The organism is Phreatobacter sp. (assembly GCF_027532945.1).
Taxonomy (GTDB): domain Bacteria; phylum Pseudomonadota; class Alphaproteobacteria; order Rhizobiales; family Phreatobacteraceae; genus Phreatobacter.
In genome coordinates, this window is sequence record NZ_JAPZTZ010000014.1 from 106,985 (window position 1) to 120,872 (window position 13,888).

Consider the following 13,888-nt stretch of genomic DNA (forward strand, 5'->3'; position numbering starts at 1 on the left):
CGCTACCGCCCGGGCAGGCATTCCCGGCGTCGTTCCCCGCTTTGCCATGACCGATGGAGTTGCCTTATGACGCCTAATCCCCAGCCCTTCCTCGACATGTTCAAGAAGCTCGGCGAAGACCTGAAGGTCCCGGCCGTCGCGCTGGAACCGATCTTGGCCCATCACCGCAAGAATCTTGAGGCACTCGCCGCCAGTGGCAAGGCCGCCGCCGAGGGCGCCACCGCCGTCGCCGCCAAGCAGCGCGAGATCATGGAAACCGCGGTGAAGGACATCCAGGAGGCCGCGCAAGCGTTCAAGATGCCCGGCAGCCCCCAGGAGATGATGGCGGCACAGGCCGACTTCGCCCGGCGTGCCATGGAGGCCGCGGTGAAGAACACGCGCGATCTCGCCGAGCTCGTGCAGAAGTCGAACAGTGAGGCTGTCCGCGTCATCCACGACCGGATGCAGGAGAGCTTCGAGGAGATCCGCCAGGCTTTCCAGCGCAAGGCCTGAGCCGCCTGAAGACCTCCGCCATCTGCGGCCGCGCGAGAAAAATCCGCGCGGTCATTGAACCTGTGACGTTTGAAACGCGACCCAAGGGCTCGAACGGCACGCCTGACACGCACCGCGTGTACATGGCCGCCATCCAAACCCTCGGAGTTTTGCCATGTCCTACGTCGCAACCTCGGCTTCCAAGCCGACTTCCACTCTCTCGCTTCTGGCCGATCGCATCGCGACCGGCTTCACCAATCTCCTCCGCGAGATCCGGGCCCGTCACGCCTCCAACGAGCTGCGGGACCTCAACCCGGCGCTGCTCAAGGATATGGGCATTTCCCGTTCCGACATCGACCGGGTGGTGCGTCTCGGCCGCTGATCGGCCCGCGGGCGGCGGTCACTCCGCTGCCTGTTTGCCCCGGCTGGCATCGAGCGCCGCGCGGATGCGGTCGGCGAGCGAAAGCTCGCCGGCCCGCCGGCGACGACCGCCCGACCCGGGCACGGCCGCGAGAATCTCGTCGATCCGGGAATCCGGGCCTTCGAGCATGGCCGTGACCCGCGCCACCTCGATGGCGACATCATCGATGCGGGCGCGCAGGTCCTCGGCCTGGCGCGCCTCGCGCGCCAGGGTCGTCTCGGCCGCCTTGGTGAGAGACGAGACCTGCCGCTGGATCCGTGTCCGGTCCTCGCGCACCTTGGCGAGCGAGCCTTCCAGCATGTTCTTCTCGGCAATGGCCGTCTCGGCAGCGAGCTGGAGCCGCCGCGCCGTCTCGGCAGCATCCTCCCGCACCGCCTGGATGTCGCGGGCAAGGCGATCGCGCTCGGCCTCGATCCGGGCGACGCCGCGCTCGGCCGCATCGCGGGCGGTCTGCTCGCGGGTGGCCCGTTCGATTTCAGCCGCGACAGCCGCCTCCAGCCGCTGCCGCTCCTCGACCAGCTTGGCGACCTTGGCCTCTTCCGCGGCGAGCGCTGCGGCGAGGCGCTTCACCTCGGCGGCCCGCTCGGACGCAGCGCGCGCTTCGGCGGTGAGCCGTGTCGAGGTCTCGGCGAGCTCCCGGCCGCGCGCGGCGAGGTCCGCCCGCAAGCCCGCGACCTCCTCCTGCTCGCGCTTCAGCTGCGCCTGCAGATCGGCGATGCGCTGGCGCTCTCCGGTCAGGAGGTTCGATGTCTCGGCATAGGTGAGGCGATGGGCGGCAAGATCGCTGTTGGCGGAGGCGAGTTCGGCCGTCAGCGCGGCGATCTGGTTGCGCTGGTTGTCGCCCTGGGTGCGCAGCGCCACGATCTCCACCCGCTGCGCGTCACTCTCGGCGATCTTGGCCTTGTGCTCGGCGGTCAGCGCGGCGAGGGAAGCATCGCGGGTGGCGATGGTCTCAATGGCGGTGGCGATCTCCGCGGATTTGGCTGCGATGGTCTCCCGCGCCTCGCCGATGACCCCCTCGAGCCGGCTCACCTCGGCCTCCCGCTCGGTGATCCGCGCGGCGCGACTGTCGAGTTCGGCTTCGAGGTCGCGGATAGTCTCGGTGCGCCGGGCAAGATCGATGAGGTGGCGGTTCGCCGCCTCGCGCTGACGTTCGGCCTCGATCTCGGCCTGGCGGATGCGCAGCGCGCCTTCCGCCCTCACCTGATCCTTCTCGGCCTTGATCTCGGCCATGGACAGCGGCATGGCCGCCTGGACGCGCCGCGTCGTGAGCCGCACCGCGCGCTGCCACACGGCGCCCATCAGCGCCAGCGCCAGGAGGCCGGCGACGACGAAGCCCAGGACGAAGACCATGGCGGTCTCGATGGTCACGGCTCAGCGCCTCCTGTGACGGCCGGTGCACTCTTCTGCCATGGGCGCAGCGCCGCGGGAAGGGCCGAGACGGCAGGGCGGAACACAAGGCGTTCCGTCGCGCCGCTCCCGATCAGAAGGGGTTCCAGGTCGGCCGGGCGGTGAACTTGAGGTAACCGCCGTTGACGCCGAGGCGGGCGCCGACCCCGGTGCGGATCGGCACGACCAGCATGTTGTCGGCGCCGAGCGCCGTCATGCCAAGGCCGCCCACAAGATAGGCCGAGCCGTCAATGCCGATGAAACGGCGCTCGAGGTCGCGGACGTCGCGGACCCGGTAGGCCAGCATCATGGTGCGGGCGCCATCGCCGCCAAAATCGAAGCCGAGCGACGGGCCCTGCCAGTAGACTTTCGCGTCGCTGCCGCCCTTGGTGTAGAGCATGCCCTCGCCGTAGCGCAGGCCCGCGACGAAGGCGCCGGAACCCTCCTGCCCGAGAATATAGGCGCTCGGACGGCCCCACTGCTGGGTGGCGCGCTCGATGAGATTGGCGAGGCCGCGGCTGGTGCCACCGAAGAAGCGGTGGCCAGCGCCGAGGACCTCGTTGCCCGAGAACGTGCTCGGCGACTGCGAATCATAGGAGCGCTGGGCGACGGCGGGACCGGCGACGAGGCTGGCTCCGAGGCCGGCGAGGAGGGTGCGGCGGTCGAGGGAAGCGGGGCGGCGCATGATGACCTCTCGAATGTCTCCGCGGTTCTGCGGATGGCGGAACGGACTGCCTCCAGACTAGACCGGCGATGGTAACCATTTGGTCACCAGACGCGGATTTCAGCACGCGCGGTAAGACTCCGGTTACCCTCCGCCGGCATGGTCCGGTGGTGTCGGAGTGCAAGATTCGGGACCAAACATGTCAGTGATGAGGCAGTTCCTTCGTCCCCTGCTCCTCACCCTCGCGGTGACCGGTCTTTATGCGGGCGTCGCCCTGGTCGTCGGCATGACCGGTGACGAGAGCCGCGCCGCGACCACCGAGCGCGTGGTCACCGACCGCCTCACCGGCCTTGCCATCTATGGCTATGATCCGGTTGCCTATTTCACCGAAAGCGAGCCGCGCGAGGGCACCGCGGCTTTCGAACTGTCCTGGGCTGGCGCCACCTGGCGCTTCAGCAACGAGGGCAACCGCGACGCCTTCATGCAGGATCCCTCCGTCTACGAGCCGCGCTACGGCGGCTATGATCCCGTCGCCATTGGCACGGGCGTGCCGACCCCCGGTCATCCCGGCGTCTGGCTGGTGCACAACCAGCGCCTCTATGTCTTCCATTCCGAGTCCAACCGGGCGCTGTTCATGACCAGCCCGGCGGAAGCGATCCAGCGCGCCGAGGGCCATTGGGCTCAGGTCAAGGCGCAGCTCGTCCCCTGACGGGTCCCGCAGGTCACGGTCGCCGCTTGTCGGCGAAGAAGGCCCAGATCTCCTCGTCCGTCTCCATGTCGTGGTTCGCCTGGCCGAGCATGGCGCCGACCACCGGCCGCATGCGGCGCTCCACGCGCGTTGGCGTGTGATGGCCACCGCCATCGACCCGGTAGAGCCGAGTCGCGTGCCGGCATCCGGTGCCTTCGAGGATGGTGATGCGGGAATTGTCCGTGCCGTCCTGATCCGGGAGCGCCCGCTCGCCCGTGCCGGTGCAGCCGTTGCGGGCCCGATAGAAGGCGAGCGTGTCGGCGATCGAGACCATCGCGCTATCCGGATCGGACCCGGAGCCGCGCCCGACGAAGGGCGTGATGCGGTCCTCGGTGCCAGCCACCATCACGACAGGCACAGCCGGCGCGGGGCATGACCGCGCCCAGATGATCGACAGCGAGGCGAGCAGCGGCGCGCCGGCGGCGAAGAGGTCGCCTGCCTCGCAGAGCAGCCGGTGGACCATGTCACCGCCGCCGCCGACGCCGACGACATAGACGCGGCGCCGGTCGAGCCGGCCGCGCGTCTCCAGTTCGGAGAGCAGGGTGCGGATGAAGGCGACGTCGTCCACCCGCGCCAGCGGGTTGAAGCGGCGGCCGTCCTTGGGTCGCCCGTCGTTCCAGGCACCGCGCACGCCCTGCGGATAGACGACGATGAGCTTCTCGCGCCCACCAACCTCATCCCAGGTGAAGTAGCGGCGGATCTGCTCCGGGCTGCCGTTCTCGTCATGCAGGACGAGGACGACAGGTGCCCGCCGTCCCTGGGCGTGGTCGACCATCAGCGCAGTCCGATTGCCGCCGGGCAGCTGGAAGCTGAGGGTCGTCGTCGCTTGGCCGAGGGCGGGAAGCACGCCGGCGAGCATGACGAGAGCCGCTGCCAGACTGGCAAGCGCCATCCTCCCCGAACGAACGAGTTCACCGCGAATCATCGGGGAATTGGGCGCTCATCCCGGCTGAATGACAATCCGGCTAAGCTGGTCGGGACGACGTCAGACGATGCCGTTCTTCAGCGGCTCGCCGCGGGAAAGGCGGCCGAGGTTCTCCACGAGGAGGTCGACCACCCGCCGCTCATAGGAGGCTGTCTCGCCGCCCGTATGCGGGGTGATGAGCACGTTTTCCATGGTCCAGAGGGGCGAGGCCTCCGGAAGAGGCTCCTCGCGGGTCACGTCGAGGCCGGCCGCGGCGATGGTGTTGGCCTTCAACGCCGCGATCAGCGCGTCCTCGTCGACGACCTTGCCGCGGGCACAGTTGATGAGATGCGCCGTCGGCTTCATCGCCTTGAGCCGCTGCGCGTTGATGAGGCCTTCCGTCTCGGGGGTGAGCGGGCAGGTCAGCACGACGATGTCGGCCTCGCCCAGCGCCCGCTCGAGGTCGGCCGGGCCGACGAGGGCATCGACATTGTCGACCTTCACCGAGGTGTCGCGCTTCAGGCCGACGACGCGCATGTCGAAGGCCTTGGCAAAGCGCGCGAGCCGCCCGCCAATGCCGCCGAGGCCGATGATGAGCATGGTTTTGCCGGCGAGTTCGTCCTCGCGCGCGCGAGGGTCGGAGATCATCCCGCGCCAGTGCTTGCGCGCCTGGTTGTCGCGCGCGGTGTGGATCATGCGCGACAGCGCGAGGGTCAGGCCCATGGCGTGCTCGGCCACCGCGATGGCATTGGCCCCTTGAGCGCTCGCGAGGCGAATGCCGCGCGCCTTCAACGCGTCGAGACCGAAGACGTCGATGCCGGCGCTGACCGACTGGATGAACTTAAGCTTGCCGGCCTTCTCGATCGGCGCATTGCGCCAGAAGGCCGAGACGCAGACCACGTCGAAGGCATCGATCCGCGCGTGGAAATCGGCGGCGGAGCGGAACTCCTCGAAGCGGATGCCGGTGTTGCGCCGCGCGAATTCCGCGCCCAGCTGGTAGGCCGAATGGCCGAAGCCGATGGTGATGTCGGAGAGCGGGGGCAGCGCGGTCATGGCGGGTCCTGGGGCGACGAAGGCGCCGATCTTCCCCATCGCGGCCGCCAAGGCAATGGGGCGCGGCGCGCCCGCCCCATGCGACGCGAGAGCGATACCCATGGCGGCATAGGCCTTGCTAGCCTCATGCGCCCCGCGGGACATGCCCGCCCCATGAGCAACGCCCACCATGTCCGACACGTCCGCACCGCCCGTCCTGCCGAGCCACGGCCGCTATGCCTACAGCGCCATCACCAAGCGCCCCGTCTATGACTGGCCGGGGGGCAAGCGCCTCGCCGTCTATCTCGGGGTGAACCTCGAGCATTTCGCCTTCGGCACCGGCCTCGGCGCCGAACTCGCCCCCGGCGGCCCGCAGCCTGACGTGCTGAACTACGCGTGGCGCGACTATGGCAATCGCGTCGGCGTCTGGCGGATGATCGAGCTCTTCGACCAGCTCTGCCTGCCGAGCTCGGTTCTGGTGAATTCTTCGATCTACGCCTATTGCCCGGAGGTGATGGAGGCCTTGCGCGCGCGAGGGGACGAAATCCTCGGCCACGGCCGCACCAATTCCGAGCGCCAGGGCATTCTCGACGAGGCCGGCGAGAAAACCCTGATCGAGGAGACGGCGGCGGTGATCACCGCCGCCGAGGGCAAGGCGCCGAAGGGCTGGCTCGGTCCCTGGATCTCACAGAGCCACGTGACGCCCGACCTCCTAGCGGAAGCCGGCTACACCTACCTCCTCGACTGGTGCCAGGACGATCAGCCCATCTGGTTCGCAACCCGCAACAACGGGCGCATCCTCTCCCTGCCCTATCCGCAGGAATTGAACGACATCCCGGCCATCGTCGCGCGCAAGGATTCGGCGAGCCAGTTTGCCGACATGATCATCGACCAGTTCGACGAGATGCTGGAGCAGTCGAAGGCCATGCCGCTGGTCATGGGCATCGCGCTGCATCCTTACATCGTCGGCCAGCCCTATCGCCTGCGCCAGCTGCGCCGGGCTCTGGCCCATATCGTGGCGCGGCGCGACGAGGTCTGGGTCACCACGGCCGGGGCCATCGCGACCCACGTCGCGACGCTGCCCGAGGGCATCATCCCGGGATCGCGGGGGGCCTGAGCCCCCCGCTGTCGCATTCAGGTCATCCGGTAGCTCATCTCGCGCTCGGCGCGCGCCGGCAGGAACGAGCGGTTGAACACCTCGGCCGGCGAGGGCGCGCGCGGCAGCTCGTAGCCGGTGACCACCATGCCGATGGCGCGGGCGAGGCGGTCGTCCTTCACGTCGCCGGCGCCGATCTCCTTGAGCTCCGGGGAGACGATGAGCTTGTCGAAGGCGTATTGCAGCCGACGCTTCTCGACGGGAATGTTGACGAGGCCGTCATAGTTGCGGACCGCCGCCATGCCCATTTCCTGGTCGCCCGCAACCTCAAGATTGGCGCGGTTCACGGCGCGCACGAGGCCGGCCACGGCCTGCGGATTCTCGCGGATCAGCTTCTGCGAGACCATCATGCCGTTGGAATAGAGGTCGAGTCCGTAATCGCCAAAGGCGAACCAGACGAAATCCTTGTCGGGATCCTGCCGGTTCAGCACCAGGTTGAAGTAGCTGGTGATGTTGAAGACCAGAGCCGCATCGATCTGGCCCTGGATGAGCATGGGCTCCTGCAGGTTCGGCGCCATGCTGGTGACGGTCAGCTTCGACAGGTCGAGATTGTTGGCGCGGGCGAAGACCGGCAGCAGGCGCGTCGTCGGGGTGCCCGGGGCGCCGCCGAGCTTCTTGCCCTCGAGGTCCTTGATCGTGGCGATGCCGGAGGACTTCTTCGCCACGAAGGCGAAGGGCGGCTGGTTCCACATCTGGTAGACCATGACCGGGGCGTCGGCCGGCCGCGTCGATGCATTCTGAATGATCGCATTGATGTCGCCGAAGCCTGCATCATAGGCACCGCCCATGATGCGGGTGACGGTCGCGCCCGAGCCCTCGCCCTGGTCGATGGTCACATCGAGGCCGGCGGCGCGGAAATAGCCCTTGTCGCGGGCGACGAAATAGGGGGCGTCGGACCCCTGGGTCTTCCAGCCCAGGGTGAACTTGATCGGCGTCAGCGTCTGCGCGCGCACCGCCGGGGCGAAGAGAGCGAGGCCGAGGCCTGCCGTGGCGCCGCGCCGCGTGAGCATGGGGCGGGAGGTCTTGCCGATGGTCATGGGTCTTGGCTCCGCTCGTGGGGCCGCGATGCGGCCGGGATGTCACGGAGCCTTTCACGCAAGAACTTTGCCATATGGGGCAGACAGCTTGTCGCGGTCCTCAGCCCGCTGGTGGAAAGGTGACGAGCCGCCGATAGAGGTGCCAGGTCGCGTGTCCCCAGAGCGGCAGGACGATGAGCAGCCCGGCGAAGAGCGGCGCCATGGCGAGGAACATCGTCACGGCGGTGATGGCGCCCCATCCCAACATGACCTGCGGGCTCGCCTGCACTGCCCGCACCGAGGTGATGATCGCCGTCACCACGTCGTTCTCGCGGTCAAGGAGCAGCGGGAAGGAGACGACGGTGATGGTGAAGGTGAACAACGCCATGCAGGCCCCCACCCAGGTGCCAATGGCGAGGAAGGTCCAGCCGTCGGAGGTGAGGAACAGCGCCTTGGCGAAGAGAACCGGATCGAGGCTCGCGAAGCCGAAGAACAGCGCGTAGAGCATCCGCACCTGGTACATCCAGATGATGAAGACGAAGATGGTGAGGAAGGCGAGCCAGGAAAGCTCCCGCCCGCCCTGCCGCCACACCGTGGCGAGCACCGCGCCCCAGGTCGGCGTGATGCCCTGCTCCCGCAACCGCGACACCTCATAGAGGCCCACGGCGACGAAGGGCCCGATCAGCGCGAAACCGGCGGCGAGCGGAAAGACCGCCCAGGCATAGCCGAAGCGGGCGGGCAAGATGATGAGCGCGAGGCCCCCGAGGCAATAGATCCCGCCGAAGAACAGGCCGAAGAGCGGTGCGGCCTTCAGGTCGGCCCAGCCGGCTTCCAGCGCCGCCTTGATGTCGTCGATGGTCGCGGCACGCACCATCGGCTCAGGCGGGCGCGGCAGCGCGGCGGCGTCGTTCACATCGGTCATGGCAGGGCTCCCCGAAAGCATGGTTCTCCCGCCGGCATCGAGGCCGGCGGCGGTCGGGGGATGGTGCAGGGTTGGCGCGGCGGGCCGCGCCGTCAAGTCTCTCAGCTGGCGAGGCGCTGCGAGGCCTTGAGCGGCCAGGAGGTGAGGCCCTGAAGGCTGCGATACGCGTCCGCATATTCGCGCTTCAGCCGGGCGATGAATTCGCCAGCGCTCTCCACCGCCTTGATCGCGCCGATGCCCTGGCCAGAGCCCCAGATGTCGCGCCAGGCCTTGCTCTTCTCCGACCCGCCCGAGCCAAAGCTCATCTTGGAGGGATCGCTCTCCGGCAGGTTGTCCGGATCCATGCCCGCATTGACGATCGAGGCGCGCAGATAGTTGCCGTGCACGCCGGTGAAGAGGTTGGAATAGACAATGTCGCCCGCCGTGCTCTCGACGATGGCGTTCTTGTAGGCCTCCGAGGCATTGGCCTCCTTCGTGGCGATGAAGGCCGAGCCCATATAGCCGACATCAGCGCCCATGGCCTGGGCGGCGAGGATCGACCGGCCGGTGGCAATGGCGCCGGACAGCGCCAGGGGCCCATCGAAGAACTCGCGGATCTCCTGGATCAGCGCCAGCGGCGACAGCGTGCCGGCATGGCCGCCGGCGCCGGCCGCCACCGCGATGAGGCCGTCGGCGCCCTTCTCAAGCGCCTTCTTGGCGTGATTGATGTTGATGATGTCGTGGAAGGTGATGCCGCCATAGGAATGCACCGCCTCGTTGATCTCCGGCCGGGCGCCGAGCGAGGTGATGACCACCGGCACCTTGTATTTCACGCACATTTCCATGTCGTGCATGAGCCGGTCGTTGGACTTGTGAACGATCTGGTTGACCGCGAAGGGCGCGGAGGGCGCATTCGGATGCGCCTCGTCATAGGCGCCGAGCTCCTCGGTGATGCGCTTCAGCCAGTCCTCCAGCACCGGGCCGGGCCGGGCGTTCAGGGCCGGGAAGGAGCCGACGATGCCGGCCTTGCACTGGGCGATGACGAGGTCCGGGTTCGACACGATGAACAGCGGCGAGCCGATCAGCGGCAGCTGGAGCCGGCTGGCAAGCGAAGCGGGAAGAGCCATGGGGAGCGTTCCGGACCAATTGTTTCGTGACGTGTATCGACACGACGCATGAAAGCCGATCGACCGACGTGAGGGAAGCCCCGCCGGACGGCGGAGGCCGTCCGGGCCTAGAGGTCCAGGGCCATCTGTCCAGCCTTCGCCACCGGCTTGGCCGGCTCCGGCGACAGTCCGTCGAGGAAGGCTTCGGCCTCCGTCAGGATCTGCGCCTTGCGGCCTGCCTCCATCTTCTCCCAGGTCTTGTAGGGCATGGCCATGCGCGGGTTGCCCTTGAGCTTGCCCGCATTGGCATCGATGAAGTGCCAGTAGAGCAGGTTGAAGGGGCAGGCCCCCTCCCCGACCTTGACCTTGGGATCGTAGGCGCAGCCGGAGCAATAATCGGACATGCGATCGATATAGGCGCCCGAGGCCGCATAGGGCTTGGAGGCGAGAAGCCCGCCATCAGCGAACATCACCATCCCGTGGACGTTCGGCAATTCCACCCAGTCAAAGGCGTCGACATAGACGGCGAGATACCAAGCCTCGATCTCCGCCGGGCGGATGCCGGCCAGAAGCGCGAAATTGCCGGTCACCATCAGCCGCTGGATATGGTGGGCATAGGCGTTCCGGCGGGTGTCGCCGACCACCTCGGCGATGCAGGCAAGGTCCGTCTCGCCCGACCAATAGAACCAGGGCAGCGGCCGCTCTGCGCCCAGCGCATTGGTCTCGGCATAGGCCGGCATCTGGTGCCAGTAGATGCCGCGGACATATTCGCGCCAGCCGAGGATCTGGCGGATGAAGCCCTCGACGGCGTTCAGCGGCGCGGCGCCCTTGCGATAGGCCATCTCCGCCGCGATGCAGACCTCGCGGGCGGTCAGCAGGCCGGCATTGAGATAGGGCGAGACGAGGCCGTGATAGAGGAAGGGCTCGCCACGTTTCATCGCGTCCTGGACATCGCCGAAGGAGGGCAGCGCCTCCGCGATGAAATGGTCGAGGGCCTTGAGGGCATCGGCGCGGGTCACCGCCCAGCCGAAGGGTTCGAGATCGCCGAAATGATCGGCGAAGCGTGCCGCGACGAGGGCCATCACCTCCTGAGTGATGGCATCGGGGGGAAAGCGCAGCCGGGAGGGCGGCCGGGCGCCCTTGGGCAGCGGCTTGCGGTTGTCGGAATCGAAGTTCCACTGCCCACCGACCGGCTCGCCCTCCTCCATGAGGAGGCCCGTCTCCCGCCGCATCTCCCGATAGAAGAACTCCATGCGGAAGCCCTTGCGGCCCTCGGCCCAGCGGGCGAAGCGGCCGCGCGAGGCGATGAAGCGGTCGTCCTCGCGGATCTCGACGGGCAGGCCGGTCACGGCGCCCCACTGCTCCATCATGGCGCGCACGCGCCACTCGCCCGGCTCGGTCGCGACGATGCGGTCGACCCTGTGGCGGGCCAGCGCCCGCTTGAGCTCGCCGGTGAAGCTGCCGGTGTTCTGTGGGTCATCGAGGCGGACGTAATCGACCGTGATCCCCTCGGCCTTCAGGTCCTCGGCGAAGTGGCGCATGGCCGAGAGGATGAAGACGATCTTCTGCTTGTGGTGCGGCACGTAGCGGGTCTCGTCCGCCACCTCGATCATCAGCACCAAGTCCGAGGCCGGATCGAGCCCATCAAGGGCCGCGACCTCCCGCGTCAGCTGGTCGCCGAGGACGACGCGCAGAACCGCCACGCCTCAGCCCTTGGTGCGCAGCATGGAACGGCCGCCATCGACGCCGATGATCTGGCCGGTGATCCAGCCGGCCTCGCGGTCGAGCAGCAGTGCGCCGAGGGCGGCGACATCGTCGGCCTCGCCGAGGCGCGGGATGGCGTGAAGCGCGGCAATCGCCTTGGCCATCGTGTCATTGGAGGTCAGACCCTGCGCCAGCGGCGTGCGGGTGAGCGATGGGGCGACGCAATTGACGCGGATCTTCGGCGCAAGCTCGGCGGCGAGCGCGACGGTCAGGCCCTCGACGGCACCCTTGGCCATGGAGACGGAGGCATGGGCGGAGAAGCCCTGCGCCACCGCCACCGTCGAGACGAGCAGGATGGAAGCGCTCTCGCCCTCATAGGCCTTCAGCGCGGGAAGAGCCGCCTGGACCGCACGGACCGCGCCCAGCGCATTGATCTCGAAATCCCTGGTGAAATCGGCATCCGTCAGCCGCGCCACGGGCTTCAGGTTGATGGAGCCGACGCAATAGGCAAGGCCCGCGAGGCTCGGACCGGCGGCAGCCGTTGCCGCGGCGATGGCGTCGCGGTCGGCGATGTCGGCAACCGACCAGGTGGCGCCGATCTCACCGGCGAGCGCCGCGAGGCGGTTGGCGTCACGGGACACGAGATGCACACCGTATCCCTTGGCGCGCAGGCGCCGCGCCAGCGCCGATCCGATGCCGCCCGCGCCGCCGTAGATGAGATAGGTGTCCGCCATGATGCCCTGCCTGCCGCCCGCCGAGCCCGATGCTCGGGCCCGCGGTTGAGGGTGATACGCCTCAGGGCGGGGGGCGGTTCAGGCGAGGGAGGGCCAGCGTGGCGAAGATGATCCGCAAGGCGGACCTGCCGACCAAGACCTGCGCCACCTGCGGCCGGCCTTTCGCCTGGCGCAAGAAGTGGGAGCGCGTCTGGGACGAGGTTCGCTATTGCTCGGACCGCTGCCGCGGCGCCCGCCCGGCGAAGGGCGGGCAAAAGGCTCAGCCGTAGCGGGCCTCATAGCGCGCCTCGCCCTGCGGCGGCGGCGGAATGGCATGGCCCTCGTCGGCATACTGGTTCAGCTTGTTGCGCAGCGTCCGGATGGAGATGCCGAGGATGTTCGCGGCATGGGTCCGGTTCCCCAGCGTGTGGCCGAGCGTGTCGAGGATAAGGTCGCGCTCCACATCCGCCACCGTCCGGCCCACGAGGCCGCGCGTCACGGCCTCTGCCGCAATCGCCGCCTGCGCCGCCACGGCATCCGGTCCGCGGCGTTCGTCGAGGCGGGCGCCGTCCGGCGTGCGGATGGCGTCGACATCGATCTCGGGACCGGTCGACAGCAGCACCGCACGGTGCAGCGTGTTTTCCAGCTCGCGGACATTGCCCGGCCAGCGGGCGACGGTGAGCTGGCGGCGGGCTTCCGCCGACAGAACCTTCGGTGGCATGCCATTGGCCTCGGCATATTTCTTGGCGAAATGGCCGGCAAGTTCGAGGATGTCGGCAGGCCGCTCGCGCAGCGGCGGCAGCTTCAGGTTCACGACGTTGAGGCGGTAGAGCAGGTCCTCGCGGAACGTGCCCTTGCGCACCTCCTCCGACAGGTTGCGGTTGGAGGTCGCGAGGATGCGGATGTCCACCGGAACAGGGCGGGTGCCGCCGACGCGGTCGATGACCCGCTCCTGGATGGCGCGGAGCAGCTTCGACTGCAGGCGGATGTCCATCTCCGAGATTTCGTCGAGCAGCAGCGTGCCGCCATTGGCCTCCTCGAACTTGCCGACGCGGCGGGCGACAGCGCCGGTGAAGGCGCCCTTCTCGTGGCCGAAGAGCTCGCTCTCCAGGAGGTTGTCGGGGATCGCCGCGCAATTCACCGCGACGAAGGGCGCCTTGGCGCGGTTCGACTTGGCGTGGACATAGCGGGCGAGCACCTCCTTGCCCGTGCCGCTCTCACCGGTGATGAGGATAGAGGCCTCCGAGGCCGCCACCTGGTTGGCAAGCTGGACGACGCGGCCCATGGCCTCGTCGCGGTAGATGAGCTGCTTGGCATCATCCGCCACCGCCGCCAGTACGGCGGCGATCAGCTCCGGATCAGGCGGCAGGGGGATGTATTCCTTGGCCCCCGCATGGATGGCGGCAACTGCGGCGCGCGCATCGTTCGACGTGCCGCAGGCCACCACCGGCACCGCGATCATCTCGTCGGCGAAGGCCTGGACGAGCTGGCGCACATCGACGGCCACATCGACCATGACGAGGTCGGCGCCCTTGGCGCGCATGACGCGGAGGGCGGTCTCCACGTCCTCCGCATTGGTGACGGCCGCACCCTTCTCCACCGCCATCTTGGTGGCGATGGAGAGCTGGCCCTTGAGAGTTCCGACGATCAGGAGTCGCATCGT

15 protein-coding genes are annotated in these 13,888 nt (G+C 68.3%); 5 read left to right on the top strand and 10 right to left on the bottom strand.

Features of this window, described 5'->3' with window-relative positions; translation table 11 throughout:
- Positions 1 to 66: 66 nt before the first annotated feature.
- Together phaP and O9344_RS11040 are read left to right on the top strand one after the other, a co-directional pair.
- Positions 67 to 492 (top strand): TIGR01841 family phasin, encoded by a 426-nt coding sequence (gene phaP, locus O9344_RS11035; RefSeq protein ID WP_298476613.1) that lies wholly within the window; start codon positions 67 to 69, stop codon positions 490 to 492.
- A gap of 154 nt (positions 493 to 646) precedes the next feature.
- Positions 647 to 853, top strand: a complete 207-nt coding sequence (locus tag O9344_RS11040) for a DUF1127 domain-containing protein (RefSeq protein ID WP_298476616.1) — start codon at positions 647 to 649, stop codon at positions 851 to 853.
- An 18-nt stretch (positions 854 to 871) separates the two neighbouring features.
- On the opposite strand, the gene O9344_RS11045 is transcribed toward O9344_RS11040, so the two are convergent.
- Both O9344_RS11045 and O9344_RS11050 read right to left on the bottom strand, forming a co-directional pair.
- Entirely contained in the window at positions 872 to 2,263 is a 1,392-nt protein-coding gene (locus tag O9344_RS11045; RefSeq protein ID WP_298476619.1) for a hypothetical protein, read from the bottom strand.
- Between the two features lie 112 nt (positions 2,264 to 2,375).
- Positions 2,376 to 2,966, bottom strand: a complete 591-nt coding sequence (locus O9344_RS11050; protein ID WP_298476622.1) for a DUF1134 domain-containing protein — start codon at positions 2,964 to 2,966, stop codon at positions 2,376 to 2,378.
- 178 nt (positions 2,967 to 3,144) lie between these two features.
- Between O9344_RS11050 and O9344_RS11055 the strand changes: the two genes are divergently transcribed.
- Positions 3,145 to 3,654 carry a YHS domain-containing (seleno)protein gene (locus tag O9344_RS11055; protein WP_298476625.1) on the top strand — a complete coding sequence of 170 codons (510 nt, stop codon included), beginning with the start codon at positions 3,145 to 3,147 and terminating at the stop codon, positions 3,652 to 3,654.
- A 13-nt stretch (positions 3,655 to 3,667) separates the two neighbouring features.
- Here the strand turns inward: O9344_RS11055 and O9344_RS11060 are convergent, their stop codons facing one another.
- Both O9344_RS11060 and O9344_RS11065 read right to left on the bottom strand, forming a co-directional pair.
- A complete protein-coding gene (locus O9344_RS11060; protein WP_298476627.1) occupies positions 3,668 to 4,585 on the bottom strand; it encodes a hypothetical protein in 918 nt (305 codons plus the stop codon).
- A 93-nt stretch (positions 4,586 to 4,678) separates the two neighbouring features.
- Positions 4,679 to 5,650 carry a D-2-hydroxyacid dehydrogenase gene (locus O9344_RS11065; RefSeq protein WP_298476630.1) on the bottom strand — a complete coding sequence of 324 codons (972 nt, stop codon included), beginning with the start codon at positions 5,648 to 5,650 and terminating at the stop codon, positions 4,679 to 4,681.
- A 169-nt stretch (positions 5,651 to 5,819) separates the two neighbouring features.
- Between O9344_RS11065 and O9344_RS11070 the strand changes: the two genes are divergently transcribed.
- Complete coding sequence (locus O9344_RS11070; protein WP_298476634.1) at positions 5,820 to 6,746, top strand: polysaccharide deacetylase family protein; 927 nt, start codon at positions 5,820 to 5,822, stop codon at positions 6,744 to 6,746.
- Between the two features lie 17 nt (positions 6,747 to 6,763).
- Here O9344_RS11070 and O9344_RS11075 read toward each other — a convergent pair whose 3' ends face one another.
- The 5 genes from O9344_RS11075 to O9344_RS11095 form a co-directional block, all read right to left on the bottom strand.
- Positions 6,764 to 7,822, bottom strand: a complete 1,059-nt coding sequence (locus tag O9344_RS11075; RefSeq protein ID WP_298476637.1) for an ABC transporter substrate-binding protein — start codon at positions 7,820 to 7,822, stop codon at positions 6,764 to 6,766.
- A gap of 100 nt (positions 7,823 to 7,922) precedes the next feature.
- Positions 7,923 to 8,723 carry a DUF2189 domain-containing protein gene (locus O9344_RS11080; RefSeq protein ID WP_298476640.1) on the bottom strand — a complete coding sequence of 267 codons (801 nt, stop codon included), beginning with the start codon at positions 8,721 to 8,723 and terminating at the stop codon, positions 7,923 to 7,925.
- Positions 8,724 to 8,824: 101 nt separating this feature from the next.
- Entirely contained in the window at positions 8,825 to 9,829 is a 1,005-nt protein-coding gene (locus O9344_RS11085; protein ID WP_298476643.1) for a nitronate monooxygenase family protein, read from the bottom strand.
- A 107-nt stretch (positions 9,830 to 9,936) separates the two neighbouring features.
- Positions 9,937 to 11,511 (bottom strand): cryptochrome/photolyase family protein, encoded by a 1,575-nt coding sequence (locus tag O9344_RS11090; RefSeq protein WP_298476646.1) that lies wholly within the window; start codon positions 11,509 to 11,511, stop codon positions 9,937 to 9,939.
- A 3-nt stretch (positions 11,512 to 11,514) separates the two neighbouring features.
- Positions 11,515 to 12,246, bottom strand: coding sequence for an SDR family oxidoreductase (locus tag O9344_RS11095; RefSeq protein ID WP_298476649.1), 732 nt, complete (start codon positions 12,244 to 12,246; stop codon positions 11,515 to 11,517).
- A gap of 98 nt (positions 12,247 to 12,344) precedes the next feature.
- Between O9344_RS11095 and O9344_RS11100 the strand changes: the two genes are divergently transcribed.
- Complete coding sequence (locus tag O9344_RS11100; protein ID WP_298476652.1) at positions 12,345 to 12,515, top strand: DUF2256 domain-containing protein; 171 nt, start codon at positions 12,345 to 12,347, stop codon at positions 12,513 to 12,515.
- Here the strand turns inward: O9344_RS11100 and O9344_RS11105 are convergent.
- A complete protein-coding gene (locus O9344_RS11105; protein WP_298476655.1) occupies positions 12,506 to 13,885 on the bottom strand; it encodes a sigma-54 dependent transcriptional regulator in 1,380 nt (459 codons plus the stop codon). The genes O9344_RS11100 and O9344_RS11105 overlap by 10 nt on opposite strands.
- Positions 13,886 to 13,888: the final 3 nt, after the last annotated feature.